Source organism: Pseudomonas oryziphila, assembly GCF_003940825.1.
Classification (GTDB): Bacteria; Pseudomonadota; Gammaproteobacteria; order Pseudomonadales; family Pseudomonadaceae; genus Aquipseudomonas; species Aquipseudomonas sichuanensis.
On the sequence record NZ_CP034338.1, the window covers coordinates 5,771,735 to 5,795,993 of the forward strand.

Sequence of the window (24,259 nt, forward strand, 5' to 3'; positions counted from 1 at the left end):
CTGGCAAGCCAGCTCCCACAGGGCCATGCATATTCCTGTGGGAGCCGGCTTGCCGGCGATAGAGGTGCTGGGCGGGGATGAGCATGCCGAGCTGAGTCACAGCTGACATCGCCGGGGGCGCTTTGCGCCCCTTTCGCTGGCAAGCCAGCTCCCACAGGGCCATGCATTTTCCTGTGGGAGCCGGCTTGCCGGCGATAGGGCCGCGCAGCAGCCCCAGGCTTCAAGTCAGTAACTGGCCCGCAAGGTCAACGTCAGGTTGCGCGGCTCGCCATAGAAGTTCGACCCCCAGGCACTGTCCACCCGCTCGTAATACTTGCGGTCGAACAGGTTGTTGGCCGTGAGCGTGGACGACAGGTGCTTGTTGAAGCGATACCCCAGCTGCGCCGTGGCCACGCTGTAACCGCCTTGGACGAAGTCCACGTCACGCTTGTAATAGGTCTGGCTGACCGCCCGCACACCGCCACCCACGCTGAAGCCGTCCAACGGACCATCCTTGAACTCGTAACGCGTCCACAGGTTGAAGTTGTGCTTGGGGGTGATGCTGATGCCCTGGTAGTTCTCCTCGTTCATCGACTTGAGCATGGTGAAGGCGTAGCCGGTGCTGATGCTCCAGTTGTCGGTCAGGTTGCCGGACAGCTCGGTTTCCCAACCCTGGCTACGGACCCTGCCCTGCGCCTCGAAGTAGGTGCTGCGCTCCACCGCCTGCGCACGGTTCTCGTCATAGATGCGGAACAACGCCACGCTGCCGTTCAGGCGGCCATCGAGAAACTCACGCTTGAGCCCCAGCTCGTACTGTTCGCCCTCGCGCGGGTCGATCGGCTTGCCGCTGGCGTCCACGTCGGTCTGTGGCTTGAACACGCTGGTGTAGCTGGCGTAGGCCGAAAGCTCAGGGGTGAGCTTGGCCACCAGCGCCGCGTACGGGATCACCTTGCGGTCGATGTTGGTCTCGGTGTTGGTGAAGTTGTCGAAGAAGGCATTGGCGTTACGCCCTTCGCTCTCGAACCAGGTCACCCGGCTGCCGAGGATCACGTCCAGCCAGTCGGTGGCGCTGATCTTGGTGCGCCCATAGACACCGTACTGCTGCGACTTGACCCAGTTGCCGTTGACCATCTCGTAGTTGCGCTTGGGGATGTTGATACTGCCCGGGTCGTACACATTGATGTCGAAGTACTCCTGGCCGCCGTAGGTGAAGTCCTTGTCCAAGTGCTGGTATTCGGCGCCCACGGTGAGTTCGTGGCTGCGCCCGAACGCCTCCACCGGCAAGGTCACGAAGCTGTCCAGGCCGAGGGTCTTGATGTGGGTGTAGTAGGCGTAGGCCACTGCGGAGCTGGCGCCGGTCGCCCTGTCCACCGCGCCATCGGTCCAGGTGAAGTTGCGGGTCGGGGTCTCGGCATCGCGGTAGGTCAGCGAGGTCTTGAACTGGCCGCCATCGTCCAGCGCGTGGTCCACCTCGAAGAAGCCCTCCCAAACGCGTTCGTCCAGCTCGTTCCACTTGGCGTCGACGAAGCTTGAGCGATTCACATCAAGCAGCTTTCCGTCGGCATAGGCCGGCAGGCCGAACGCCGGCGTCGAGTTGTTGCGCTGATAGGCACCACCCAGGGACAGCGTGGTGGCCGGGGTCACGTCGTATTCCAGGCGGCCATAGACCATGGGCCGCTCGTTCTGCGCATGGTCGACGAACGACTGGTTGTTCTCGTAGGCGGTCACGAAACGCCCGCGCAGGCTGCCGTCGCTGTTCAGCGGGCCGGTGATATCGACGGTGGAGTGGTAGCGGTCCCAGCTGCCAGCCGACAACTCGCCGCTCAGGCCGAAGGTGCCGAGCGCACGCTTGCGCACCAGGTTGATGGTGCCGCCCGGCTCCCCTGCGCCCTGGTACAGGCCGGAAGGGCCGCGCAGTACCTCGACCCGGTCGAACATCGCCAGGTCGAAGCTGGTGGCCATGTCGCCCTGCCCGGTCAGTTGCGAAACGCCGTCCACCTGCACCTGGTCGACCAGGAAGCCGCGCATGTACACATCGTTGAGGTTGGAGCCGCTGTTGTAGCTCTTGATCGTCGCCCCGGTCACCTGGCGCATGGCGTCCTGCAGGCTGTTCATGTTCTGGTCGTTCAGGCGTTGGCGGGTAACCACCGAGACCGACTGGGGGATGTCCTTGAGTTTCTGCTCACCCTTGCCGATGGTCAGCGCGCCGGTGGTGTAGGAGCCGCTACCCTCGGTGGTGGCCCCCAGCGCGCTGCTGTCGATCTTGACTGCGCCCAGTTGCATCGAGGTGTCGCCTGCCGCGCGCTGGCGCTCCAGGGTGACGCTGTCGGCGTCGATCACGCTGGCGCTCAGCCCGGTGCCTTGCAGCAGCCTGGCCAGCGCCTGGTCCTGTGGATAACTGCCATTCAGGCCCGACGAACGCAGGCCCTGGGTGAACTCGCCCGGCACCAGCACCTGCACCCGGGTGACTGCACTGAAGGCCGCCAGCGCCGAGTCCAGCGACTGCGCCGGGATCTCGAAACGGTAAACCTGTGCCTGCGCTGCGGCCTGCGCCTGCAGCGGCGCGGCCAGGGCTGCGCTGCCCAGCGCGATGGCCAGGCCGAGCACGGTCCGAGTGGCGGTAATCTTCATCAGTGGAGCTCCCCGAAATCGTCCAAGTCATTGAATGGCGCTGCACTATCTGAGAGTGCTTATTATTTGCGCCTGCTCATTCAAGGACGACGGACTTGCGGGAATCCCCGAAACTTTTTTCAACCCTCGCGCAGAATGCGCAGGTAAGGGGTGTATTGCTCGGCGTGGACACCCAGGGTGTGGGTCAGGGCCCTGAGCACGGCTTCCGGCTTGTCGATCTCGAACACCCCGGACACCTTGCGCTGGCGCAGGGCATCGCCCAGCACCAGGGTCTGGCCCGGCCAATAGCGGTTCAGTTCGGCCACCACTTCAGCCAGGGGCTGCTGGCTGAACACCAGTTGCCGTTGCCGCCAGGCGAACGCCCGGCCCGGCTCGAACGGGTGAATGGCCCCCGGCCCATTGGCCGCGTATTCCACCGCCTGCCCCGGCACCAGGAACACCCCGGGGCTTTCCCCCGCACGCACCTGCACCTTGCCCTGGGCCAATTGCACACGGGTCTGTTCGCCTTCGAGGGCGACACTGAATTGCGTGCCGACCACCTTCACCCAGCCGTCGCCGGCACGCACCACAAAAGGCCGGTCGGGGTCACGGGCCACCTCGAACCAGGCCTCGCCACGCAACAGGTGCACACGCCGCTCGCCATGGGCCAGCTCCACCTGGAGCGCGCTGTCGGTGTTCAACTGGATACGCGAGCCATCGGCCAGCTGCACACTGCGCGACTCGCCGGTGGCGGTGGCGTAGTCGGCGCGCCAGCGGTCCAGCCAGGGCGTCTGGCTGAGCAGCAGCCCCAGTGTCAGTACGGCGGCGGCAGCACTTGCCACCCTGGGCCAGGCACGCCGTGGCGCTGTGCGCCATTGCCCGCGCTGCTGCTCGCGCACGCGCCTGGCCGGGGCCTGCAGGGCGCCCAGCAAGGCGATCACCTCGGCCCAGGCCTGGGCCTGCTCCGGCCCCTGCAGGTGCCAGTCGGCAAACGCCTGCCGTTCGGCCGCGGTGACATCCTCGGCTTGCAGGCGGTAATACCAGGCGGTGGCTTCGGCGAACAGTTGCTCGCTGTCGGGCATGTCGCTCATGGGGGCAATCGTGCTCTCGGGATCTTGGCTCATGGGCGTTGCCTCCCCCGGTCACCGGCCAACTGCGCCTTGATGAAGGCACGGCAGTCGAGCAGCGCCTTGCGCAACTGGTACTCGACGCTGCGTGGCGTGGTGTTCATGCGCTCGCCGATTTCGCGGTAGGTGCAACCGTCGACATGATAGAGCAGGAAGATATGCCGGGTCGCCTCAGGCAAGGCCTGGATGGCGGCCTGCATCAAGGCTTGCTCCTGCTGTGCGGCCAACTGGTCTTCGGCAGCGGGGGCTTCGCTGGCCAGCTCCTCGCTCGGCTCGCCGGCGTCCAGGCGCTCACGGCGAATGGCCTGGCGCTGGTGGTCGCGCACCAGGTTGCTGGCGATGGTGAACAGAAAAGCCGAAAGGTTGTCGATCTGCTTGTCGGCAGGCAGCCGCGCCAACCGCAGGAAGGACTCCTGGGTCAGGTCGGCGGCCACCTGCGCATTGCCGGTGCGCCGTGCCACGAAGGCCTCAAGGGCCTTCTTGTGCTCGGTGAACAGCCGGGCGATCTGCTTGTTCCATGAAGACACGGCGCATCCTGGCTCTAGGTCTCAAGAGGTGCGCACGCTAGCAGAAGATGAGATGGATTCGCAATTGCTGCTGATCAGCGTTTATCCCAGACCTCGAAATGGTAGGCCGGGCCATCGCCCTCGGCGGCCTGGGCCTGGCTCGATGCCAGCTGCCACTGCGCCGGGTCGTACTCGGGGAACCAGGCATCGCCCTGGGGCGACAGCTCGACCCGGGTCAGGTACATGCGGCTCACCAGCCCTTTTTCCAGCGCCTGGCCGTAAAGCTGCGCGCCGCCGATCAGCATCAGCTCCTCGACGCCCTGCTCCCGAGCCCACTGCTCGGCGCGTACCAGCGCGGCTTCCAGCGACGCGAACACCTCGGCACCGGCCAGTTGCAACCCAGGCTGGCGGCTGACCACGATGTTCAACCGCCCCGGCAACGGCCGGCCCAGCGAATCCCAGGTCTTGCGCCCCATGATGATCGGCTTGCCCAGGGTGGTGGCCTTGAAGTACTTGAAGTCCCCCGGCAGGTGCCAGGGCATGGTGTTGTCGATGCCGATCACACGGTTCTCGGCGAGGGCCGCGATCAGGCTGAGGGGGAGTGAGGTAGTCATGGCGGCGAGGATAGCACCGGGCACGTGGGTTATGCTTGCGCCCTGACCTGTGCAATGGACGAGCTTGTGACTGCACTGACTGAACTGGACAAACACTGGCTCACCGAAGCGGTGCGCCTGCGCGAAGAACACGCCGGCCCCCTGGAGGACCAGGAAGCCAACCGCCGCGCCCGCCAGCAGGGTGGCGACCTGGCCACCCGTATCGCAACCCGCGCCCTGTGGCTGGCCGAGCGTGACGGCATGGCCGAGGCGCTGCGCCACTGGAAGCAAGGCGCCCGCCTGGCCTTGATGGCGCTGATGGTGCTGGCCGTGTTCAGCGGCGCCGGCCTGGGCCTGGCGGCGCTGGGGGACGGCCTGCGCCCGGTGAACGTGTTCTGGGCCCTGGGCAGCCTGCTCGGCCTCAACCTGGTGTTGCTGGCCGGTTGGGCCATCGGCTTTTGCTGCGCCGGCGAACAGGGTGCAACGCTGGGCCGCCTGTGGTTGTGGCTGAGCGAACGCCTGGCCCGTGATGCCAAGGCCGCGCAACTGGCCCCGGCGCTGCTGGTGCTGTTGCAGCGCCAGCGCCTGAACCGTTGGCTGCTCGGTGCCCTGGTGCATGGCCTGTGGCTGTTGGCGATGCTGGCGGCGCTGGGCATGTTGCTGGCGTTGCTGGCGACCCGACGCTACGGCTTCGTCTGGGAAACCACGCTGCTCGCCGCCGAACCCTTCATCGCCCTCACCCACGCCCTCGGCGCCCTGCCCTCGTTGCTGGGCTTCGCCGTGCCGGACGAAGCGATGATCCGCGCCAGCGGCGACACCCTGCCGGCCCTCGACCTGGCGCGCCAGGCCTGGGCCAGCTGGCTACTCGGCGTGGTGCTGGTGTACGGCCTGTTGCCGCGCCTGGTGCTGGCCGCGCTGTGCCTGTGGCGCTGGCGCCAGGGCCGCGGGCGGCTGACCCTGGACCTCAACCTGCCCGGCTATGCGCAGTTGCGTGAAGCGCTGATGCCACGCAGCGAGCGGATCGGCGTACAGGACGCGGCCCCAGAAGCGCTCCCGCAGTTCGAGGCCGGGCAACTGGACAGCGGCAGCAGCGGCGCCCTGCTGGTGGGCCTGGAGCTGGACGATCAGCAGCCCTGGCCACCGGTTCTGCCGCAAGGCGTCACCAACGCCGGCGTGCTCGACAGCCGCGAATCGCGCAACAAACTGCTCGAACAGCTTGGCCGCTTCCCCCCGGCGCGCCTGGCCATCGCCTGTGACCCGCGCCGTTCACCGGACCGTGGCAGCCTGGCGCTGCTCGCGGAGCTGGCGCGCAATGCCGGCGCCACGCGCATCTGGCTGCTCCAGCCACAACCCGGCCAGGCGCTGGACGCCGCGCGCCTGGGCGACTGGCACGACGCCCTCGACCGCCTGGGCCTGCCCCACGCCGACACCTCGCCGCTGACCTGGCTGGAGCATGGCCATGACTGAGCCCCTGAAACTGGCCGTGGTCGGCCACACCAACGTCGGCAAGACCTCGCTGCTGCGCACCCTCACCCGCGATGTCGGCTTTGGCGAGGTCTCGCACCGCCCCAGCACCACCCGCCATGTCGAAGGCGCGCGCCTGTCGGTGGACGGCGAGCCGCTGCTGGAGCTGTACGACACCCCCGGCCTGGAAGACGCCATCGCCCTGCTCGACTACCTCGAACGCCTCGAGCGACCGGGCGAGCGGCTGGACGGCCCGGCCCGGCTGGAGCGTTTCCTCCAGGGCAGCGAGGCGCGCCAGCGCTTTGAACAGGAAGCCAAGGTGCTGCGCCAGTTGCTGGCGAGCAACGCCGGGCTGTATGTGATCGACGCCCGCGAACCGGTGCTGGCCAAGTACCGCGACGAGCTTGAGGTGCTGGCCGGTTGCGGCAAGCCACTGCTACCGGTGCTCAACTTCGTCGCCAGCCACCAGCACCGCGAGCCGGAATGGCGCGAAGCCCTGGCGCGGCTGGGCCTGCACGCGCTGGTGCGGTTTGACAGCGTGGCCCCGCCGGAAGACGGCGAACGGCGCCTCTACGAAAGCCTCGCCCTGTTGCTGGAAGACGCCCGCCCGGCCCTGCAGCGGCTGATCGACGACCAGCAGGCGCAGCGCCTGGCCCGCCAGCACAGCGGCAAACGCCTGATCGCCGAATTGCTGCTCGATTGCGCCGCCTGCCGGCGCAGTGTCGAGCCCGCCGACGAAGCCCATGCCATCGAGGCCCTGCGCCGGGACGTACGCCAGCGCGAGCAGCGCTGTGTCGAGGCGCTGCTCAAGCTCTATGCCTTCCGCCGCGAAGATGCCGATGCCGGTGACCTGCCTTTGCTGGATGGCCGCTGGGGCGATGACCTGTTCAACCCGGAAACCTTGAAGTTGCTGGGCGTGCGCCTGGGCAGTGGGGTGGCGGCAGGTGCCGCGGCCGGTGCCGGCGTCGATCTGCTGGTCGGCGGCCTGACCCTGGGCGCCGCGGCGCTGGCCGGGGCCATTGCCGGCGGCGCGCTGCAAACGGCGCGCAACTATGGCGCGCGGTTGATGGGCAAGCTCAAGGGCCAGCGGGAATTGACGGTGGATGACACCGTGCTGCGCCTGCTGGCGCTGCGTCAGCAGCAGTTGATGGTGGCGCTGGAGCGCCGCGGGCATGCGGCGCAGGACAGCATTCGCCTGGGCGCACTGGACGAGAAGGCCTGGCGCGAAGGCAAGCTGCCCGAGGCGCTGAGCAAGGCGCGGGCGCATCCGCAGTGGTCGACGCTCAATCCGGGGGGCAAGGTGAATCAGGCGGAGCGACAGGAGCAACTGGAGGCGTTGGTTTTGCAGATCTGAGTCAGCAGGTTCGGCCTCTTCGCGGGTAAACCCGCTCCCACAGGTCATGTGCAGGCCCTGTGGGAGCGGGTTTACCCGCGAAGAGGCCGGTGCAGGCCATCAAAGTCTCAGAGCAATGCCAGGGCCTTCTGCTTCAGCACCATCAGGTCCATCACCGGCACTCCGACCTCCTTGGCCAACTCATCCCACTCGCGCATCCGCAGGCTCAGCGCAAACAACGGATCCCCCTCGAACGCATCGGCCTCGGCATCGCTCATCACCCCGCCCTGATACCCCAGCGTGCGCCGGCTGGCCTCGCTCAGTCGGTCGTAATACCCCGGCTGGCGCAAGGTCAGGTAGCGCTTGGCCTCGACGTGGTACTCCACCAGGCGCGCCATGCGCTCACCGAAGCCGGCACGGCGCAGGTACTCGGCGCCCAGGCGTTCGTGGCTGACCACGCCATAGCCGCCCATGCTGGCTTCGCCTTCACCCAGCAAGTGGCCGATGTCGTGGAAGAACGCCGCCAGTACCACTTCGTCGTCGTAGCCTTCGGCCATAGCCAGTTGCGCGGCCTGGGACATGTGTTCGAGCTGGGTGATGGCTTCGCCGATGTAGTCGGCGCTGCCGTGGTGTTCGTAGAGGGTGAAGGTGTTATCAATGACCTGGATTGCAGTGAGCATGGATCCACTCCGAATGAATCTGTAAGGCCAATCGCCGGCAAGCCGGCTCCCACAAAGAGCTGCTTCACGCCACCCCTGTGGGAGCCGGCTTGCCGGCGATTCGAGGCCGCAGGCCGCGCAGAAGCCTAGCGGCTGTTACTGCTGGGCGACTTTCTCCGACTTGCCGTCATAGCGCTTGCGCCATTCGCTGAGGATCTCGTCGCGGTTCTTCGAGGCCCAGGCGAAGTCGTTCTTGATCAGGCGCTGCTCGTAGTCCGCCGGCAACTCGGTCTGGGGCTTGGCGATGCCCGGCGCGGCGAGTACGGCGAAGTTCTCTTTGTATAGCTCCATCGCCGCAGGGCTGGCGGAAAAATCTGCCAGGCGCCGGGCCGCATCGGCCTTCGGCGAGCCCTTGATCACGGCGGTGGCCTCGATCTCCCAGCCCAGGCCTTCCTTCGGCAGCACGATGTCCAGCGGCGCGCCTTGGCGCTTGAGCTGCACGGCCGGGTACTCGAACGAGATGCCGATCGGGAACTCGCCGGCGGCGGCCAGCTTGCACGGTTTGGAACCGGAATGAACGTACTGGCCGATGTTCTGGTGCAGGGCGTCCATGTAGGCCCAGCCCTGGGGCTCGCCGAAGGTCTGCAGCCAGGCGCTTACATCCAGGAAGCCAGTACCGGACGAGGCCGGGTTGGGCATGACGATCTTGCCCTTGTACTCGGGCTTGGTCAGGTCCTGCCAGCTCAGCGGCTTGCTCAGGCCCTGCTTCTCGGCTTCAACCGTGTTGAAGCAGATGGTCGCGGCCCACACGTCCATGCCGACCCAGGCCGGCGGGTTGGCGGCGTCGCGGTAATTGGGCGAGATCTTGCCCAGGTCCTTGGGCGCATAGGCGTCGAGCATGCCGTTCTGGTCGAGGATGGCCAGGCTGGAGGCCGCCAGGCCCCACACCGCGTCGGCCTGCGGGCGGTCTTTTTCGGCCAGCAGCTTGGCGGTGATGATGCCGGTGGAGTCACGCACCCACTTGATCTCGATGTCCGGGTTGGCCTTCTCGAAGGCCTGCTTGTAGCTCTTGAGCTGCTCGGCCTCAAGGGCGGTGTAGACGGTCAGCTGGGTGGCGGCAGCCGAGGCCTGCAGGCTGAACACGGCGGATACGGCAGCGGCAAGTGCGAGGGGCTTGAACATGGTGCGGTTCCTATCGTTGTGGGCAGTCGGTCAATGGCCGGGGGCGCGTTGGCGCCAGGCCTGGGAGCGGCGCAGCAGGCCGCGTGAAGCCGCGGCCAGCAGCAGCGAGGCGGCGGCGCTGGTGAGCAGGATCAGGGTGGACATGGCGGCGGCGCCGCCGACGTTGCCGGCGTCATCCATGTTCAGCACGGCGACGGCGGCGAGGATGGTGTCGGGGCTGTAGAGGAAGATCGCCGCCGACACCGTGGTCATGCCCGAGACGAACAGGTAGCGAATGATGTCCAGCAGCGCCGGCAGGCAGATCGGTACGGTGACGCGCATGAAGTGCTTGTACAGCGGCGCCTTGAGCGACAGCGCGGCGGCTTCGAACTCACCGTCGAGCTGGCGCAGGGCGGTGGTGGCGGTCATCTGCGCGGTGGTCAGGTAGTGGGCGATGGTGCACACCACCAGCAGCGCCATGCTGCCGTAGAACACATGCAGCGGGTTGCCGTTGAGGTTGAAGAAGAACACGTAGCCCAGGCCGAGTACCAGGCCGGGCACGGCCATGGGGATGAAGCTGAGCAGACGCAGGGCCTGGTTGAGCAGGCGTTGGCCTTGGGTCTTCTCCATCAGGTAGGCGCCGCTGAAGATGATCACGCTGCCGATCAGCGCGGTGCACAGGGCCATGGTCACGCTGTTGCGGTAGGCCAGCCAGCCGCCGCCGGCGGTGTCGTCGAACTGGTAGTGGTTCAGCGACAGCGACAGGTTGTAGGGCCAGAACTTGACCAGCGACGAGTACACCGCCATGCCGATCACCGCCAACAACGCCGCGCACACCACCAGCACCAGGGCCAGGAAGCAGGCATCGCGCAGCCTGGATGGCTTGGGCTCGAACACCTGGGCCCGGCCGCTCATGGCGTCGCCCTGGCGGCGGCGCAGCCAGGCATCGACCGCAAAGCTGAGCAAGGCCGGCACCAGCAGCACCATGCCGATCAGCGCGCCACGGCCGAACTGTTGCTGGCCGACCACCGCCTTGTAGGCTTCCAGCGCCAGCACCTGATAGTCGCCACCGACCACCACGGGCACGCCGAAGTCGGTGATGGTCAGGGTGAACACCAGGCAGAACGCGGCGAATACCGCCTGGCGCGTGGCCGGCCAGGTGATGCTGAAGAAGGCCCGGGCGGGCCCGGCACCCATGCTCGACGCCGCATCGAACAGCCGGGCATCGGCCAGCGACAGCGCCGACAGCAGGATCATCAGGGCATGGGGGAAGGTGTAGATGGCCTCGCCGAGGACGATGCCCCAGAAGCCGTAGATATTGTCGCTGAGCAGCCCGCGCAGCAGGCCCTGGTTGCCGAACAGGTACACCAGGGCGATGGCCGGCAGCATCGACGGCGCCAGCAGCGGCAGCAAGGAAATGCCGCGCCACAGGCCCTTGGCCGGGATCAGCGTGCGTTGCAGGGCATAGGCGAACAGGTAGGCCAGCGGCACGACGATGGCTGCGACGGTGAAGGCCACCGACAGGCTGTTGCCGAGCAGCCAGTGGAAGTTGGCGCTGGCGAACAGCTCGCGGGCCGCCACCAGGCCACCGCCCTGGCCTGCATCGGCACTGAAGCCTTTCCAGAAGATCGCCAGCAACGGCATCAGCACCGCCAGCACCAGCAGGATCAGCAGCAGGCTCTTGCCACCAACGACGAACAGCCGGTCACCGAAGGCGACGCCACTGCGCGGCGCGGCCTTGGCGCTGTTCAGGGGCAGGGTCATGGGCGCGGCCATCTCAGGCAAACACCTGCAGGCTCTGCGGTGGCAGGGCCACCCAGATGTCCTGCGAGCCCAGGCGCGGCATGGCCTCTGGGGCAAGCTCGGCGAGCAGGGCGTGGCCCGGCAGGGCCTTGAGCTCGAAGCTCATGCGGCAGCGGTTGCCGAGGAAAGTGATCTCGCGGACCTTGGCCGGGAACAGGTTTTCCTCGTGCACCACCGGGTTCACGGTGATCGCCTCGGGGCGACAGAACAAGCGGCCGCTGCTGGCACGGCCGGCGTTAGCCGCCAGGCGCATGTTCATGCTGCCGACCTGGGCATGGCTGTCGCTGCTGCGCTGGAACGGCAGCCAGTTGCCCTGGCCGACGAACTCGGCGACGAACGGCGTGGCCGGCTGGTCGTAGATTTCCTGCGGGGTGGCGTACTGCTCGACCTGGCCGTTGTTCATCACGGCGATGCGGTCGGCCATCAGCATGGCCTCGTCCTGGTTGTGGGTCACCATCAGCGTGGTGATGCCCAGTTGGCGCTGCAGCTGGCGCAGCTCGGTGCACAGGTGCTCGCGCACCCGGGCGTCGAGTGCCGACATCGGCTCGTCGAGCAACAGCAGCGATGGCTTGGGGGCCAGGGCGCGGGCCAGGGCCACGCGTTGCTGTTGGCCGCCGGAAAGTTGGCCGGGGTATTTCTTTTCGCTGCCCGACAGGCCGACCAGTTCGAGCATCTCGCTGACACGCTGGCGCACCTGGTCACGGCTGCTGGCGGTCAGGCCGTAGGCGATGTTGGCTTCGACGGTGAGGTTGGGGAACAGCGCGTAGGACTGGAACAGGATGCCGTAGTCACGGGCCTGGGGCGGCAGCTCGGAGATGTCGCGGTCGCCGATGTACAGGGTGCCGCGGTCCTGGCGTTCCAGGCCGGCGATGCAGCGCAGCAGGGTGGTCTTGCCGCAGCCCGAGGGGCCGAGCAGGCACACCAGCTCGCCAGCGGCGATGTCCAGGGATACGTCGTTGAGCGCGGTGAAGGCACCGAAGCGTTTGTGGATGCCGCGCACTTTCATCTGTGCGCCCGGGGTGACGTGGTTCATGGCGAGTCCTCATCGAAGCGATGGGGGCCATGCTAGGCAGGCTGTGCGAAGGTTCTGTGGCGTTGGGGCAAAAGCCGGTGATAGTGGTATAGGCAGATTTTGTAGTGGCTTTGAGGGCCTCTTCGCGGGTAAACCCGCTCCCACAGGTACAGCACAGGTTCTGAATACTGTGCATTACCAGTGGGAGCGGGTTTACCCGCGAAGAGGCCAGCGCTTATCTAGAACTGTGAACCCACCACTTCCTGCGCCACCCCCAGGAACGCCGCCGGCAACCGCGCCTGACGGCGCTCCTTCAGGCAATACAGGTACTCATGCATCACCGGCGCATCGTCCAGCGCCAGCACCCGCAGCTCGGGGTTATGCGGCACCTCATGGCGGGCAATGATGCTGATGCCGATATTGCGCAACACCGCCTCGCGAATCGACTCACGGCTGCCGATCTCCAGCAGCGCCCCGGCCTTAACCCCGGCGTCCTGCAGCATCTGCTCGGTGAGCTTGCGGGTGGTCGAGCCCTTCTCGCGCATCAACAGGCAATGCCCGGCCACCGCGTCGATCGACACCGCCTGGCGCTGCGCCAAGGGATGGTTGCGGTGAACCGCCAGCACCAGCGGGTCGGTGCCCAGCACCCGGCGCACCAGGCGTGCGTCTTCGAGCAGTTGCGACGAGGCGGCGATATCCACCCGGTAGTCCTCGAGCATTTCCAGCACCTGCTGCGAATTGCCGATCTCCACCGCCACTTCTACCTGGGGCAGGCGCTCGCGGAAGATCTTCACCAGGTCGAGGATGTAGTACGGCGCGGTGGCGGCGATGCGCAGGCTGCCCTGGGCCTGGCCGCTGTTGCGCAGTTCGAACTCGATGTCGGCTTCCTGTTGCAACAGCGCCTTGACCATCGGCAGCAGGCGCACGCCCTCCTCGCTCAGCACCAGGCGCCGGCCGCCACGGTAGAACAGCTCGACGTTGTACTGGCTCTCGAGGTTGCGGATCTGCGTGGTCACCGTGGGCTGGCTGAGCCCGAGCTTCTTCGCCGCCAAGGTGATGCTGCCCAGTCGGGCCACCATGTAGAAGGCTTTGAGCTCGGCACTCAGCATCGCGGTAGACCGCAGCTACAAGCGGCAAGCTGCAAGCTGCAAGAAAAAGTCGGCGCGCGTCGTTTCATGGATCTCGATTCCACCTCGTTCAGCTTGAAGCTTGCCGCTTGAAGCTTGCGGCTGCTACTTACGCAGCAGGCGCAGGCCGTTGAACACCACCAGCAAACTCACGCCCATGTCGGCGAACACTGCCATCCACATGGTGGCCATGCCGGCAAAAGTGATTGCCAGGAATATCGCCTTGATCCCCAGGGCCAGCACGATGTTCTGGGTGAGGATCGCCGCACTTTGGCGCGACAGCCTGACGAACGCCGGGATTTTGCGCAAGTCATCGTCCATCAGCGCCACGTCGGCGGTCTCGATGGCCGTGTCGGTACCGGCGGCGGCCATGGCGAAACCGATCTCGGCGCGGGCCAGGGCCGGCGCGTCGTTGATGCCGTCACCGACCATGCCGACCCGGTGGCCCTCGGTGTACAGGCGCTCGATGGTGGCGAGCTTGTCAGCCGGCAGCAGGTTGCCCTCGGCCCGGTCGATCCCAACCTGGGCAGCGATAGCCTGGGCAGTGTGAGGATTGTCGCCGGTCAGCATGACCGTCTTGATACCGAGTTCATGCAGTTCGGCAATGGCCTGGCGGCTGCTGTCCTTGACCGTGTCGGCCACGGCGAAGAGTGCCAGCGGGCCGCTGCGGTCGAGCAGCAGCACCACGGTCTTGCCCTGGCGCTCCAACTGGTCGAGCTCGGCCTCGAGCTGCGGCGAGCACAGGCCCAGCTCCTCGACCAGGCGATGGTTGCCCAAGTGGTAGGTTTCACCGTCGATGTCGCCGCGCACGCCACGGCCGGCCAGGGCGGCGAACTCGGTGACTTCGCTCAGTGCCAGGCCTTGCCCCTTGGCGAAGAGCGCGATGGCGCCGGACACCGGGTGGTCGGAACGATCGGCGAGGCTTGCCGCCAGCGCCTGGGCGCGGCCTTCGAATAACGGGTCGAGCACCTTGCTGTCGGTTTGCACCGGCTTGCCGTGGGTGATGGTGCCGGTCTTGTCCAGGGCCAGGAAGTCCAGCTTGCGCCCACCTTCCAGGTACACGCCGCCCTTGATCAGGATGCCCTTGCGCGCGGCGGCGGCCAGGCCACTGACGATGGTCACCGGGGTGGAGATCACCAAGGCGCACGGGCAGGCCACCACCAACAGCACCAGGGCGCGGTAGATCCAGTCGAACCAGGCGCCGGCCATGAACAGCGGCGGGATGATCGCCACGGCCAGGGCCACGGCGAACACCACCGGGGTATAGATGCGCGAGAACTGGTCGACGAAGCGCTGGGTCGGCGCACGGGCGCCCTGGGCCTCTTCGACCGCCTTGATGATGCGTGCCAGGGTCGACTGGCCAGCGCCCGCGGTGACGCGGTACTCCAGCGAACCGGCCTGGTTGATGGTGCCGGCGAACAGTTTGTCGCCCAGCGTTTTCTCTACCGGCAGGCTTTCGCCGGTGATCGGCGCCTGATCGACGCTGGATTGCCCACTGACAACCTCGCCGTCCAGGCCGATTCGCTCACCCGGGCGTACCCGCACCAGGGCGCCCAGCGTCACCTCGCGCACCTCGACTTCGCGCCACTGCCCGTCAGCCTGCTGCACGGTCGCCATGTCCGGCGCCAGTTGCATCAGGCCACCGATCGCGTTGCGCGCACGGTCCAGCGAGCGGGCCTCGATCAGCTCGGCGACGGTGAACAGCACCATCACCATGGCCGCTTCCGGCCACTGACCGATCAGCACGGCACCGGTCACAGCGATGCTCATCAGCGCGTTGATGTTGAGGTTGCGGTTCTTCAGGGCGATCCAGCCCTTCTTGTAGGTGCCCAGGCCGCAGCCGAGGATGGCGGCCAGGGCCAATGCCGCGACCAGCCACTCTGGGGCAAGGGCGGAGAAATGCACGATTTCAGCGGCGATGGCCGCCACACCCGACAGCGCCAGCGGCCACCAGCGGGTCTTGGCGGCAGGTGCGGCACTGGCCTCGTCTTCACCGCTCAGCGGCTCGGCCTGCATGCCCAGGCTGTCGATGGCGCGCTCGATCTCGGCGGTGCCGTCGAGGGTGTGGCGTACTCCCAGCACGCGGTTGATCAGGTTGAATTCCAGCTGTTCGATGCCGGCCATCTTGCCCAGCTTGTCCTGGATCAGGGTCTGCTCGGTCGGGCAGTCCATGGCCTGGATGCGGAAACGGCTGAGCTGCGCCCCGGCGCTGGCCTTTTCGGTCAGTTGCACCAGGGCCGGCGCGGCGCTGGTGCCGCAGCAGCTGTGGGCATGGGTGTCGTGGCGATGGCCTTGGTCGCCATGCGCGTGGTCATGGGCGTGGCCGTGGTCATGCTTGTGTTCGGGGCTGACAGGCTGGTTCATGGAATCATCCTTAACTGAGCACTGGCCTCTGCAGTTATCCACAGAGCGGGTTGTTGCCAAGTGAACACCCTGTAGCCACTATAGGGTCAAGCCCTCTGCAGGAGATTTGCCATGAAGATCGGAGAACTGGCCAAGGCTACTGATTGCGCCGTGGAGACCATTCGCTACTACGAGCGTGAGCAACTGCTGCCCGAGCCCGCCCGCACCGATGGCAACTACCGGCTGTACACCCAGGCCCACGTGGAGCGGCTGACGTTCATCCGCAACTGCCGCACCCTGGACATGACCCTCGACGAGATCCGCAGCCTGCTGCGCCTGCGCGACAGCCCGGAAGGCTCGTGCGGCAGCGTCAATGCGCTGATCGACGAACACATCGAACATGTGCAGGCGAGGATCGATGGGTTACTGGCGCTGCAGACGCAGTTGGTGGAGCTAAGGCAGCAGTGCAATGCGCAGGGGAATGAGTGCGCGATCTTGCAGCAGCTGGAGACCAATGGGGCGGTGTCGGTGCCGGAGGTGGAGCATTCCCATGTGGGGCGTAGCCACGGGCATTGAGGCCTAAAAGCATCGCGGGGCAAGCCCGCTCCCACGCCGACTGAGTATGCGTGGGAGCGGGCTTGCCCCGCGATTGCGTCAGCTCAGGCGATGAGGATCTGTCAGACCGCCATCGGCGCCGTCATCGGCGCATGGTGCTCATAGCCTTCCAGCCAGAAATCACTCGGTTCGATCTTCTCCAGCCACTCCGGCTCGTACTTGCCGGTCTCGGCAAACGCCGGCACGCGGTCACTGATCACCAGCTTCGGCGCCGCCAGCGGCTCGCGCTTCATCTGCTCGTTGAGCATGTCCAGGTGGTTCTCGTACACATGGGCATCGCCGATGAAGTAGGTGAACCAGCGCGGGGTGTAGCCGGTCAGGCGGCCGAACAGCGACAGCAGCGCGGCGCCTTCGGTGAGGTTGAACGGCGTGCCCAGGCCCAGGTCGTTGGAGCGGATGTAGAGGGTCAGGGAGATTTCCTTGGTCTCGACATTCGGGTGGAACTGGTACAGCAGGTGGCACGGCGGCAGGGCCATCTCGTCGAGCTGGGCGCAGTTCCAGCCGTGGAACAGGATGCGGCGGCTGCCCGGGTCGTTGGCGATGGTGTCCAGGCACTGGCGCACCTGGTCGATGGCCTTGTACAGGATGACGAACGCCTGGCCGTCTTCCTCGTCCTGGGCGATCTGGCGGAAACCGGCCTTCTCGGCCATCGCGATGGCCGCCGGGTTGCTCAGCGCGATGCGCTTGTAGCCCGGCCACTGGCGCCATTGCACGCCGTAGATTTCGCCAAGGTCGTCATGGCCCAGGCGGAACGGGTTGGCCAGCCACTGGGCGTTTTCGTTGGCGTTCTGGTCCCATACCTTGCAGCCCAGTTCGCGGAACTCGCCGGCGTTCTTCACGCCACGCAGAAAGCCCACCATCTCGCCGATCGCCGACTTGAATGCCAGCTTGCGCGTGGTGATGGCCGGGAAGCCTTTTTGCAGGTCGAAACGCAGCATGGCGCCCGGCAGGCTGATGGTGCGGGTGCCGGTGCGGTTTTCCTGCAGCGTGCCGTTGTCGATGACGTCACGGACCAGGTCCAGATACTGTTTCATGGCTTACCTGTAGCGAGCACGGCAGGGGGATCGCCCCTGCCGTGGAGGTTTCAGTGGGCGGGTGTCGCCGTGGGCTTGCGATTATAAGCCCACCAGATCAGGCCGAGGCCAGCCAGGATCATCGGCACGCAGAGAATCTGACCCATGGTCAGCCAGCCCCAGGCGATGTAGCCCAGCTGGGCGTCCGGCACGCGGACGAATTCGACGATGAAGCGGAAGATGCCGTAGAACAGCGCGAACATGCCGGACACCGCCATGGTCGGGCGCGGCTTGCGCGAGAACGCCCAGAGGATGACGAACAGCGCCACACCTTCCAGGGCGAACTGGTACAGCTGCGACGGGTGACGCGGCAGTTGCGCCGGGTCGCTGAACGGCGGGAAGACCATGGCCCACGGCACGTCGGTGGCCTTGCCCCACAGTTCGGCGTTGATGAAGTTGCCGATGCGCCCGGCGCCCAGGCCGATCGGCACCAGCGGTGCGACGAAGTCCATCAGCTCGAAGAACGACTTGTTGTTGCGCTTGCCGAACCACAGCGCCGCCAGCATCACGCCGATGAAGCCGCCGTGGAACGACATGCCGCCCTTCCACACTTCGAAGATCAGCGTTGGGTTGGCCAGGTACTGGTGCAGGTCGTAGAACAGCACGTAGCCCAGGCGCCCACCGACGATCACCCCCATCGACAGCCAGAACACCAGGTCGGACAGCTTCTCGCGGGACCAGGTGGGGTCGAAACGGTTGAGCCGGCGCGAGGCCAGCAGCCAGGCGCCGCCGATGCCGATCAGGTACATCAGGCCGTACCAGTGGATTTTCAGCGGCCCGAGGGCCACGGCCACGGGATCTATCTGCGGGTAAGGCAGCATGGATTTTCCTCTTGGTTCAAATCAGAAAACTTAAGCCGACGCAGAACAGCAGCGCGGCGAACAGGCGCTTGAGCAGGCGCGGCGACAGCCTGTGCGCCAGGCGCGCGCCAAAGCGGGCAAAGAACATGCTGGTTACGGCGATGCCGACCAGCGCCGGCAAATACACATAACCCACACTGTGGGCCGGCAGGTGCTCCTCGTGCCAGCCAAGCCACATGAAGCTCAGGGCACTGGCCAGGGCAATCGGCAGGCCGCAGGCCGACGAGGTGGCCACGGCCTTCTGCATGGGCAGGCTGCGCCAGGTCAGGAACGGCACGGTCAGCGAGCCACCGCCGATGCCGAAGATCGCCGAGGCCCAGCCGATCACGCCGCCGGCGCCGATCAGCCCAGGCTTGCCGGGGATGCCACGGCTGGCCTTGGGCTTGAGGTCCAGGGCCATCTGCACGGCGATCACCAGGGCGAACACGCCGATGATCTTCTGCAACATCGGGCCCTGGATCAGCGAGGCAGTCTTGGCTCCCACCAGCGCACCGAGCAGGATGCCCACGGCCATCCAGGTGAAGATCGGCCACTGCACCGCGCCTTTGCGCTGGTGCTCGAGCACGGCATTGATCGAGGTGAAGACGATGGTGGCCAGCGAGGTACCAACCGCCAGGTGGGTGAGGACCGCAGGGTCGAAGCCCTGCAAGGTGAAGCTGAACACCAGCACCGGCACGATGATGATGCCGCCCCCCACGCCGAACAGCCCGGCCAGCACGCCGGCGCAGGCACCCAACAGCAGATAGAGTACGAATTCCATTCGTGGCCCCTGTGGAAAACAATCCGGCATGGTAACGGAAGCCAAGCCCGGCGCTCTAGTGAAGTCTGTGTCAGGTGATGGATCAGCTCCCCCGGCGCGGGTAGAGTGGCCGAAAACACAGGGGACAACCTATGTGCCTGATCGTATTCGCCTGGCGGCCGGGTACCGCCCGGCCGCTGATCGTCGCGGCCAACCGTGACGAGTTCCATGCCCGCCCGACCCAGGCCCTGGCGGCCTGGGCGGATGCGCCGGGGGTGTACGCCGGGCGCGACCTGGAGGCCGGCGGCACCTGGCTTGGCGTAGGGCCGCAGGGGCGCTTCGCCGCGCTGACCAATATCCGCGACCCGCGCCAGGCGCTGGGGCCACGCTCGCGGGGCGAGCTGGTGGCGGCGTTTCTGCAGGGCGAACTGGGGGTAGAGGCGTATCTGGATCAGGTCGCCAGCCGTAGCGGGCAGTACTCCGGGTTCAACCTGCTGGTGGGGGATGCCGGGCAGCTGGGCTACCTGCATGCCCGGGATGCGGCGCCGCGCTTGCTGGAGCCGGGGGTCTACGGGCTGTCGAACGCCGGGCTGGACACGCCGTGGCCCAAGCTGGTCAAGGCGCGCAGCGGCCTTCAGCAGTTGCTTGAATCAGCTGAACCGGAACAACTGATGAGTTTGCTGGCCGACGGTGAGCCGGCCGCGGACAGCGAACTGCCGGAAACCGGCGTGGGGCTGGTCACCGAGCGGCTGCTGTCGAGCGTGTTCATCGCCAGCCAGAACTACGGGACGCGGGCGAGTACGGTGCTGATTGTCGATGACCGGGGGCGGCGGCGCATGGTGGAGCGCAGTTTCGGGCCGTTTGGGGGGCATCTGGGGGAGGTGAGCCTGGAGGTCTGAGTACAGTCTGTACCGGCCCCATCGCCGGCAAGCCGGCTCCCACAGGGTTCACACCAAACCTGTGGGAGCCGGCTTGCCGGCGATGGGGCCGGTGCAGGCAATCCCAAATTCAGAGGGTCTTGTTGGCCCCAGGCCCGATCATCCGCGCCAGCCCCAGGTTCTTCAGCGCCAGCTGCAGCGAGCTGTGGATAACCTGCGGGTTGTCATGGCTCATGGCATCGACCAGCAACTCCTTGGCCTTGCTCATGTTGATCTGGCGCAGCATCCATTTCACTTTCGGCAAGTTGGTGGCGTTCATCGACAGGCTGTCGAAGCCCATGGCCATCAACAGGATCGCCGCTGCCGGGTCGCCCGCCATTTCGCCACAGATGCTCACCGGCTTGCCTTCGCCATGGGCGTCGCGCACCACGGTGTTCAAGGCCTGCAACACGGCCGGGTGCAGGTAGTCGTAGAGGTCGGCGACCCGCGGGTTGTTGCGGTCGACCGCCAACAGGTACTGGGTAAGGTCGTTGGAACCGACCGACAGGAAGTCCACCTGCCGCGCCAGCTCCTTGGTCTGGTACACCGCCGCGGGGATTTCCACCATCACGCCCACCGGCGGCATCGGCACGTCGGTGCCCTCGTCGCGGACTTCGCCCCAGGCCCGGTGAATCAGGTGCAGTGCCTCCTCCAGCTCGTGGATGCCGGAAATCATCGGCAGCAGGATGCGCAGGTTGTTCAGGCCCTCGCTGGCCTTGAGCATGGCGCGGGTCTGCACCAGGAAGATTTCCGGGTGGTCGAGGGTGACACGGATGCCGCGCCAGCCGAGGAACGGGTTCTCTTCCTTGATCGGGAAGTACGACAGCGCCTTGTCGCCACCGATGTCGAGGGTGCGCATGGTCACCGGCAGCGGGTGGAACGCCTGCAGCTGCTCGCGGTAGATCGCCAGCTGCTCCTTCTCGCTGGGGAAGCGCTGGTTGATCATGAACGGCACTTCGGTGCGGTACAGGCCGACACCCTCGGCGCCACGCTGCTGGGCGCGCGCCACGTCGGCGAGCAGCCCGGTGTTGACCCACAGCGGCATGCGGTGGCCGTCCGGGGTGATGCACGGCAGCTCGCGCAGGGCGTCGAGCCCCTGGGCCAGCTGGCGCTCCTCCTCGACCACGTCGCGGTACTGCTTGCGCAGCACTTCGCCGGGGTTGGTGTACACCTCGCCCTTGTAGCCGTCGACGATCAACTCGATGCCGTCGACTTTCGAATACGGCAGGTCGACCAGGCCCATGACCGTGGGGATGCCCATGGCCCGGGCGAGAATCGCCACGTGCGAGTTGCCCGAGCCAAGCACCGAGACCAGGCCGACCAGCTTGCCTTCCGGCACCTCGCCAAGCATGGCGGGGGTCAGTTCTTCGCTGACCAGGATGGTGTTGTCCTGGTACACCAGCGACTGCGAACGGGCTTCCTGCAGGTAGGCGAGCAGGCGACGACCGAGGTCCTTGACGTCGGAGGCGCGCTCGCGCAGGTAGTCGTCGTCCATCAGTTCGAAGCGGTTGACGTGTTCGCCAACTACCTGGCGCAGCGCACCCTGGGCCCACTGGCCGGTCTTGATGACCTCGGTCACCTCGCCACCAAGGGCGGCGTCCTCGAGCATCATCAGGTAAACGTCGAACAGCGCGCGCTCTTCCGGGCGCAGCTGGGTGGCCAGCTTGGCCGACAGCTTGCGCATGTCTTCGCGCACGCCTTCGAGGGCGTTGTTGAACAGTTTGAGTTCGTTGTCGATGTCTTCGACGGTCTTGTCCGGCACCACTTCCAGATCAGCCGGCGGCAGCATCACCACGGCGCGGCCGACCGCGGCCCCTGGCGAGCCCGGCACACCGACGAAGCGCGCCTCCTGGATGCCCTTGCCCTGGCGGCCCAGGCCGCGGATCGAGCCGGTAGCCTCGGCATGGGCGATAACCCCGGCGAGCTGGGCACTCATGGTGACCAGGAAAGCTTCCTCGCCTTCATCGAACTGGCGGCGCTCTTTCTGCTGGATGACCAGCACCCCGACCACACGACGGTGATGGATGATCGGTGCACCGAGGAAGGAGGCGAATTTTTCTTCGCCGGTCTCGGCGAAGTAGCGGTAGCGGGGGTGGTCGGCGGCGTTTTCCAGGTTCAGCGGCTCTTCCCGGGTGCCGACCAGGCCGACCAGGCCCTCGTTGGGGGCCATGCTGACCTTGCCGATGGAGCGCTTGTTGAGGCCTTCACTGGCCATCAGCACGAAGCGATTGGTCTCAGGATCGAGCAGGTAGACCGAGCAGACTTGGCTGCCCATGGCTTCCTTGACGCGCAAGACAATGATACCCAACGCCGTCTTGAGATCTTTGGCGGAGTTCACTTCCTGGACGATCTTGCGCAGCGTATTGAGCATGGCTCGGGGTCGGACTCCGTCGTCAGTCGCGCGTCAGCAGGCGCGGGGCTAGCTCTTTCAGGGCGCGTCGGTAGACCTCGCGCTTGAATGTCACCACCTGGCCCAGCGGATACCAGTAGCTGACCCAACGCCAGCCGTCGAATTCCGGTTTGCCAGTCAGGTCCATGCGCACCCGTTGCTCATTGCTCACAAGGCGCAGCAGGAACCACTTTTGCTTCTGGCCGATGCACAGCGGCTGGCTGTGGGTGCGCACCAGGCGCTGGGGTAAACGATAACGCAACCAGCCACGGGTGCAGGCAAGAATTTCCACATCGTCGCGCTCAAGGCCGACTTCTTCATTCAGCTCGCGGTACAGGGCGTCTTCCGGCGTCTCGTCAGGGTTGATGCCACCCTGGGGGAACTGCCAGGCATCCTGGTTGATCCGCCGAGCCCATAGCACCTGCCCGGCATCATTCGTAAGAATGATCCCGACATTGGGGCGAAAACCATCGGGGTCGATCACGGCAGCAACCTCGCAAACGCATGTCGCGGCATTGTTCCACAAAGCTTGCGAGCGCAGCAACGCGCCCGCCAAGCTTATGTGCAGCGAGGTGAAAACTCCGTATTGTGCGGGGCTTCCCGAGGGCTTCTGCGAGACATTCCCATGCGCCTGGCTTTATTCGATCTGGACAATACCCTCCTCGGTGGCGACAGCGACCACGCCTGGGGTGACTACCTGTGCGAACGGGGCATCCTCGACCCGGTCGCGTACAAGGCACGCAACGATGCCTTCTATCAGGACTACCTGAGCGGCAGCCTGGACCTTCAGGCCTACCTGGCCTTCTCCATGGAGATCCTTGCCGCTACCGAACCTGCACAGCTTGCGCAATGGCACCGCGAGTTCATGCGCGACTGCATCGAACCGATGATCCTGCCCAAGGCCCTGGCGTTGCTGCAGCAGCACCGCGAGGCCGGCGACCAGCTGGTGATCATCACCGCCACCAACCGCTTCGTCACCGCGCCCATCGCCCGCCGCCTGGGCGTGCGCGTGCTGCTGGCGACCGAATGCGAAACGCAGGACGGGCGCTATACCGGGCGCAGTACCGATATACCCTGTTTCCGTGAAGGCAAGGTGACGCGGCTGAACCGCTGGATGCTGGAGAACGGCTTCGACCTGGAAGACAGCTGCTTCTATAGCGATTCGATGAACGACCTGCCGCTATTGGAGCAGGTGACCCATGCCGTGGCGGTGGACCCTGACCCGAAGCTGCGCGCCGAGGCGCAGCGGCGGGGGTGGCCGGTGATTTCGTTGAGGGCTTGAGAATGCCGGGGCCGCTTTGCGGCCCAATCGCCGGCAAGCCGGCTCCCACAGGGGAAGTGCAAACCCGATCCTTGTGGGAGCCGGCTTGCCGGCGATTGGGCTGCAAGGCAGCCCCAAAAGGGCCTAGACCGGTTTGGCGCCCATCAGCCCGGCGATGGACAGAAAGCACACACCGCTGAACACCGCCAGCGCCAGGGTGAACTTCAACCCCACCACTTCGGCCTTGCGCAGCCGGTTCAAGCGCACCAGCAGCCACCACAGCGCAAACGCGCCAACGGTATAGATGACGCTGGACGCCAGCACCCAGGTCTGCCCCAGCGGCCAACCCACCAGGTGCACCAGCCACCAGCCGGTGAACGGCATGCTCACCAGGCACAGGCCCATCAGCAGCCAGACGAACACCAGCGGCCGGCGCAGCAGTTTGGCGTAGGCCTCGGCATCGCCCTTGCGACGGGCGTAGCCGGTCCAGATTGCCAGGCCAAGCGCGCCGAGCAACAGCAGCGCGGTGGCGAGGATGTGCAGGGTCTTGAGGGTGGTCAGGTGTTCCATTTCAAAGGTGTCCTTCAGCAGGCCTTGTTGCGCCGCCCTCTTCGCGGGTAAACCCGCTCCCACAGTTTCAAGGATGGCCTGTGGGAGCGGGTTTACCCGCGAAGGGCTCCTACGCCCA

The 24,259-nt window shown here is 66.2% G+C and carries 21 protein-coding genes; 5 read left to right on the forward strand and 16 right to left on the reverse strand.

Translation table 11 applies throughout. The annotated features are described in order from the left end of the window. Window positions 1-225: 225 nt before the first annotated feature. From EJA05_RS26805 to EJA05_RS26820, 4 genes are all read right to left on the reverse strand, one after another. Complete coding sequence (locus EJA05_RS26805) at window positions 226-2,610, reverse strand: TonB-dependent siderophore receptor (protein ID WP_125860946.1); 2,385 nt, start codon at window positions 2,608-2,610, stop codon at window positions 226-228. Between the two features lie 119 nt (window positions 2,611-2,729). Next, entirely contained in the window at window positions 2,730-3,713 is a 984-nt protein-coding gene (locus tag EJA05_RS26810) for a FecR family protein (protein ID WP_223811876.1), read from the reverse strand. Continuing rightward, complete coding sequence (locus EJA05_RS26815) at window positions 3,710-4,243, reverse strand: RNA polymerase sigma factor (protein WP_125465951.1); 534 nt, start codon at window positions 4,241-4,243, stop codon at window positions 3,710-3,712. Before EJA05_RS26815 ends, EJA05_RS26810 begins: the two co-directional genes overlap by 4 nt. A gap of 74 nt (window positions 4,244-4,317) precedes the next feature. Then, on the reverse strand, window positions 4,318-4,836 hold the full coding sequence (locus tag EJA05_RS26820) for a dihydrofolate reductase (protein WP_125860947.1): 519 nt from the start codon (window positions 4,834-4,836) through the stop codon (window positions 4,318-4,320). Between the two features lie 54 nt (window positions 4,837-4,890). Here EJA05_RS26820 and EJA05_RS26825 point away from each other — a divergent pair, with 54 nt between their 5' ends. Together EJA05_RS26825 and EJA05_RS26830 are read left to right on the forward strand one after the other, a co-directional pair. Further along, window positions 4,891-6,282: a DUF2868 domain-containing protein gene (locus EJA05_RS26825; RefSeq protein WP_125860950.1), complete on the forward strand. Its 1,392-nt coding sequence runs from the start codon at window positions 4,891-4,893 to the stop codon at window positions 6,280-6,282. After that, window positions 6,275-7,633 (forward strand): GTPase/DUF3482 domain-containing protein, encoded by a 1,359-nt coding sequence (locus EJA05_RS26830; protein WP_125860952.1) that lies wholly within the window; start codon window positions 6,275-6,277, stop codon window positions 7,631-7,633. The genes EJA05_RS26825 and EJA05_RS26830 overlap by 8 nt, the downstream gene beginning before the upstream one ends. Before the next feature lie 107 nt (window positions 7,634-7,740). Here the strand turns inward: EJA05_RS26830 and EJA05_RS26835 are convergent, their stop codons facing one another. The 6 genes from EJA05_RS26835 to EJA05_RS26865 all read right to left on the reverse strand — a co-directional run bounded on the left by EJA05_RS26835 (window position 7,741) and on the right by EJA05_RS26865 (window position 15,738). After that, window positions 7,741-8,292, reverse strand: coding sequence for a phosphonate degradation HD-domain oxygenase (locus tag EJA05_RS26835; RefSeq protein ID WP_125860954.1), 552 nt, complete (start codon window positions 8,290-8,292; stop codon window positions 7,741-7,743). Between the two features lie 135 nt (window positions 8,293-8,427). Beyond that, window positions 8,428-9,453, reverse strand: a complete 1,026-nt coding sequence (locus tag EJA05_RS26840) for a putative 2-aminoethylphosphonate ABC transporter substrate-binding protein (RefSeq protein WP_110992123.1) — start codon at window positions 9,451-9,453, stop codon at window positions 8,428-8,430. A gap of 30 nt (window positions 9,454-9,483) precedes the next feature. Continuing rightward, complete coding sequence (locus tag EJA05_RS26845) at window positions 9,484-11,208, reverse strand: putative 2-aminoethylphosphonate ABC transporter permease subunit (RefSeq protein ID WP_125465957.1); 1,725 nt, start codon at window positions 11,206-11,208, stop codon at window positions 9,484-9,486. 1 nt (window position 11,209) lies between these two features. Continuing rightward, a complete protein-coding gene (locus EJA05_RS26850; RefSeq protein ID WP_125860956.1) occupies window positions 11,210-12,268 on the reverse strand; it encodes a putative 2-aminoethylphosphonate ABC transporter ATP-binding protein in 1,059 nt (352 codons plus the stop codon). Between the two features lie 218 nt (window positions 12,269-12,486). Further along, entirely contained in the window at window positions 12,487-13,356 is an 870-nt protein-coding gene (locus EJA05_RS26860) for a LysR family transcriptional regulator (RefSeq protein ID WP_125465959.1), read from the reverse strand. Between the two features lie 123 nt (window positions 13,357-13,479). Next, entirely contained in the window at window positions 13,480-15,738 is a 2,259-nt protein-coding gene (locus tag EJA05_RS26865; RefSeq protein WP_125860958.1) for a heavy metal translocating P-type ATPase, read from the reverse strand. A gap of 111 nt (window positions 15,739-15,849) precedes the next feature. Here EJA05_RS26865 and cadR point away from each other — a divergent pair, with 111 nt between their 5' ends. After that, a complete protein-coding gene (gene cadR, locus EJA05_RS26870; RefSeq protein ID WP_125860960.1) occupies window positions 15,850-16,293 on the forward strand; it encodes a cadmium resistance transcriptional regulator CadR in 444 nt (147 codons plus the stop codon). A gap of 101 nt (window positions 16,294-16,394) precedes the next feature. Here cadR and EJA05_RS26875 read toward each other — a convergent pair whose 3' ends face one another. The 3 genes from EJA05_RS26875 to EJA05_RS26885 are packed head-to-tail and all read right to left on the reverse strand — an operon-like array spanning window position 16,395 to window position 19,025. After that, window positions 16,395-17,366, reverse strand: a complete 972-nt coding sequence (locus tag EJA05_RS26875; RefSeq protein WP_110992117.1) for a thymidylate synthase — start codon at window positions 17,364-17,366, stop codon at window positions 16,395-16,397. A 50-nt stretch (window positions 17,367-17,416) separates the two neighbouring features. Further along, on the reverse strand, window positions 17,417-18,226 hold the full coding sequence (gene lgt, locus EJA05_RS26880) for a prolipoprotein diacylglyceryl transferase (RefSeq protein ID WP_125465962.1): 810 nt from the start codon (window positions 18,224-18,226) through the stop codon (window positions 17,417-17,419). 16 nt (window positions 18,227-18,242) lie between these two features. Further along, window positions 18,243-19,025 (reverse strand): sulfite exporter TauE/SafE family protein, encoded by a 783-nt coding sequence (locus tag EJA05_RS26885; protein WP_125465963.1) that lies wholly within the window; start codon window positions 19,023-19,025, stop codon window positions 18,243-18,245. Window positions 19,026-19,156: 131 nt separating this feature from the next. Between EJA05_RS26885 and EJA05_RS26890 the strand changes: the two genes are divergently transcribed. After that, on the forward strand, window positions 19,157-19,903 hold the full coding sequence (locus EJA05_RS26890; protein WP_125860962.1) for an NRDE family protein: 747 nt from the start codon (window positions 19,157-19,159) through the stop codon (window positions 19,901-19,903). Between the two features lie 109 nt (window positions 19,904-20,012). Here the strand turns inward: EJA05_RS26890 and ptsP are convergent, their stop codons facing one another. Both ptsP and EJA05_RS26900 read right to left on the reverse strand, forming a co-directional pair. Further along, a complete protein-coding gene (ptsP, locus tag EJA05_RS26895; protein WP_110992113.1) occupies window positions 20,013-22,292 on the reverse strand; it encodes a phosphoenolpyruvate--protein phosphotransferase in 2,280 nt (759 codons plus the stop codon). 22 nt (window positions 22,293-22,314) lie between these two features. After that, entirely contained in the window at window positions 22,315-22,794 is a 480-nt protein-coding gene (locus tag EJA05_RS26900; protein WP_003249017.1) for an RNA pyrophosphohydrolase, read from the reverse strand. Between the two features lie 141 nt (window positions 22,795-22,935). Between EJA05_RS26900 and EJA05_RS26905 the strand changes: the two genes are divergently transcribed. After that, window positions 22,936-23,592, forward strand: a complete 657-nt coding sequence (locus EJA05_RS26905; protein ID WP_125860964.1) for a histidinol-phosphatase — start codon at window positions 22,936-22,938, stop codon at window positions 23,590-23,592. 123 nt (window positions 23,593-23,715) lie between these two features. On the opposite strand, the gene EJA05_RS26910 is transcribed toward EJA05_RS26905, so the two are convergent. Next, on the reverse strand, window positions 23,716-24,141 hold the full coding sequence (locus EJA05_RS26910; protein WP_125465966.1) for a DUF2269 family protein: 426 nt from the start codon (window positions 24,139-24,141) through the stop codon (window positions 23,716-23,718). Window positions 24,142-24,259: the final 118 nt, after the last annotated feature.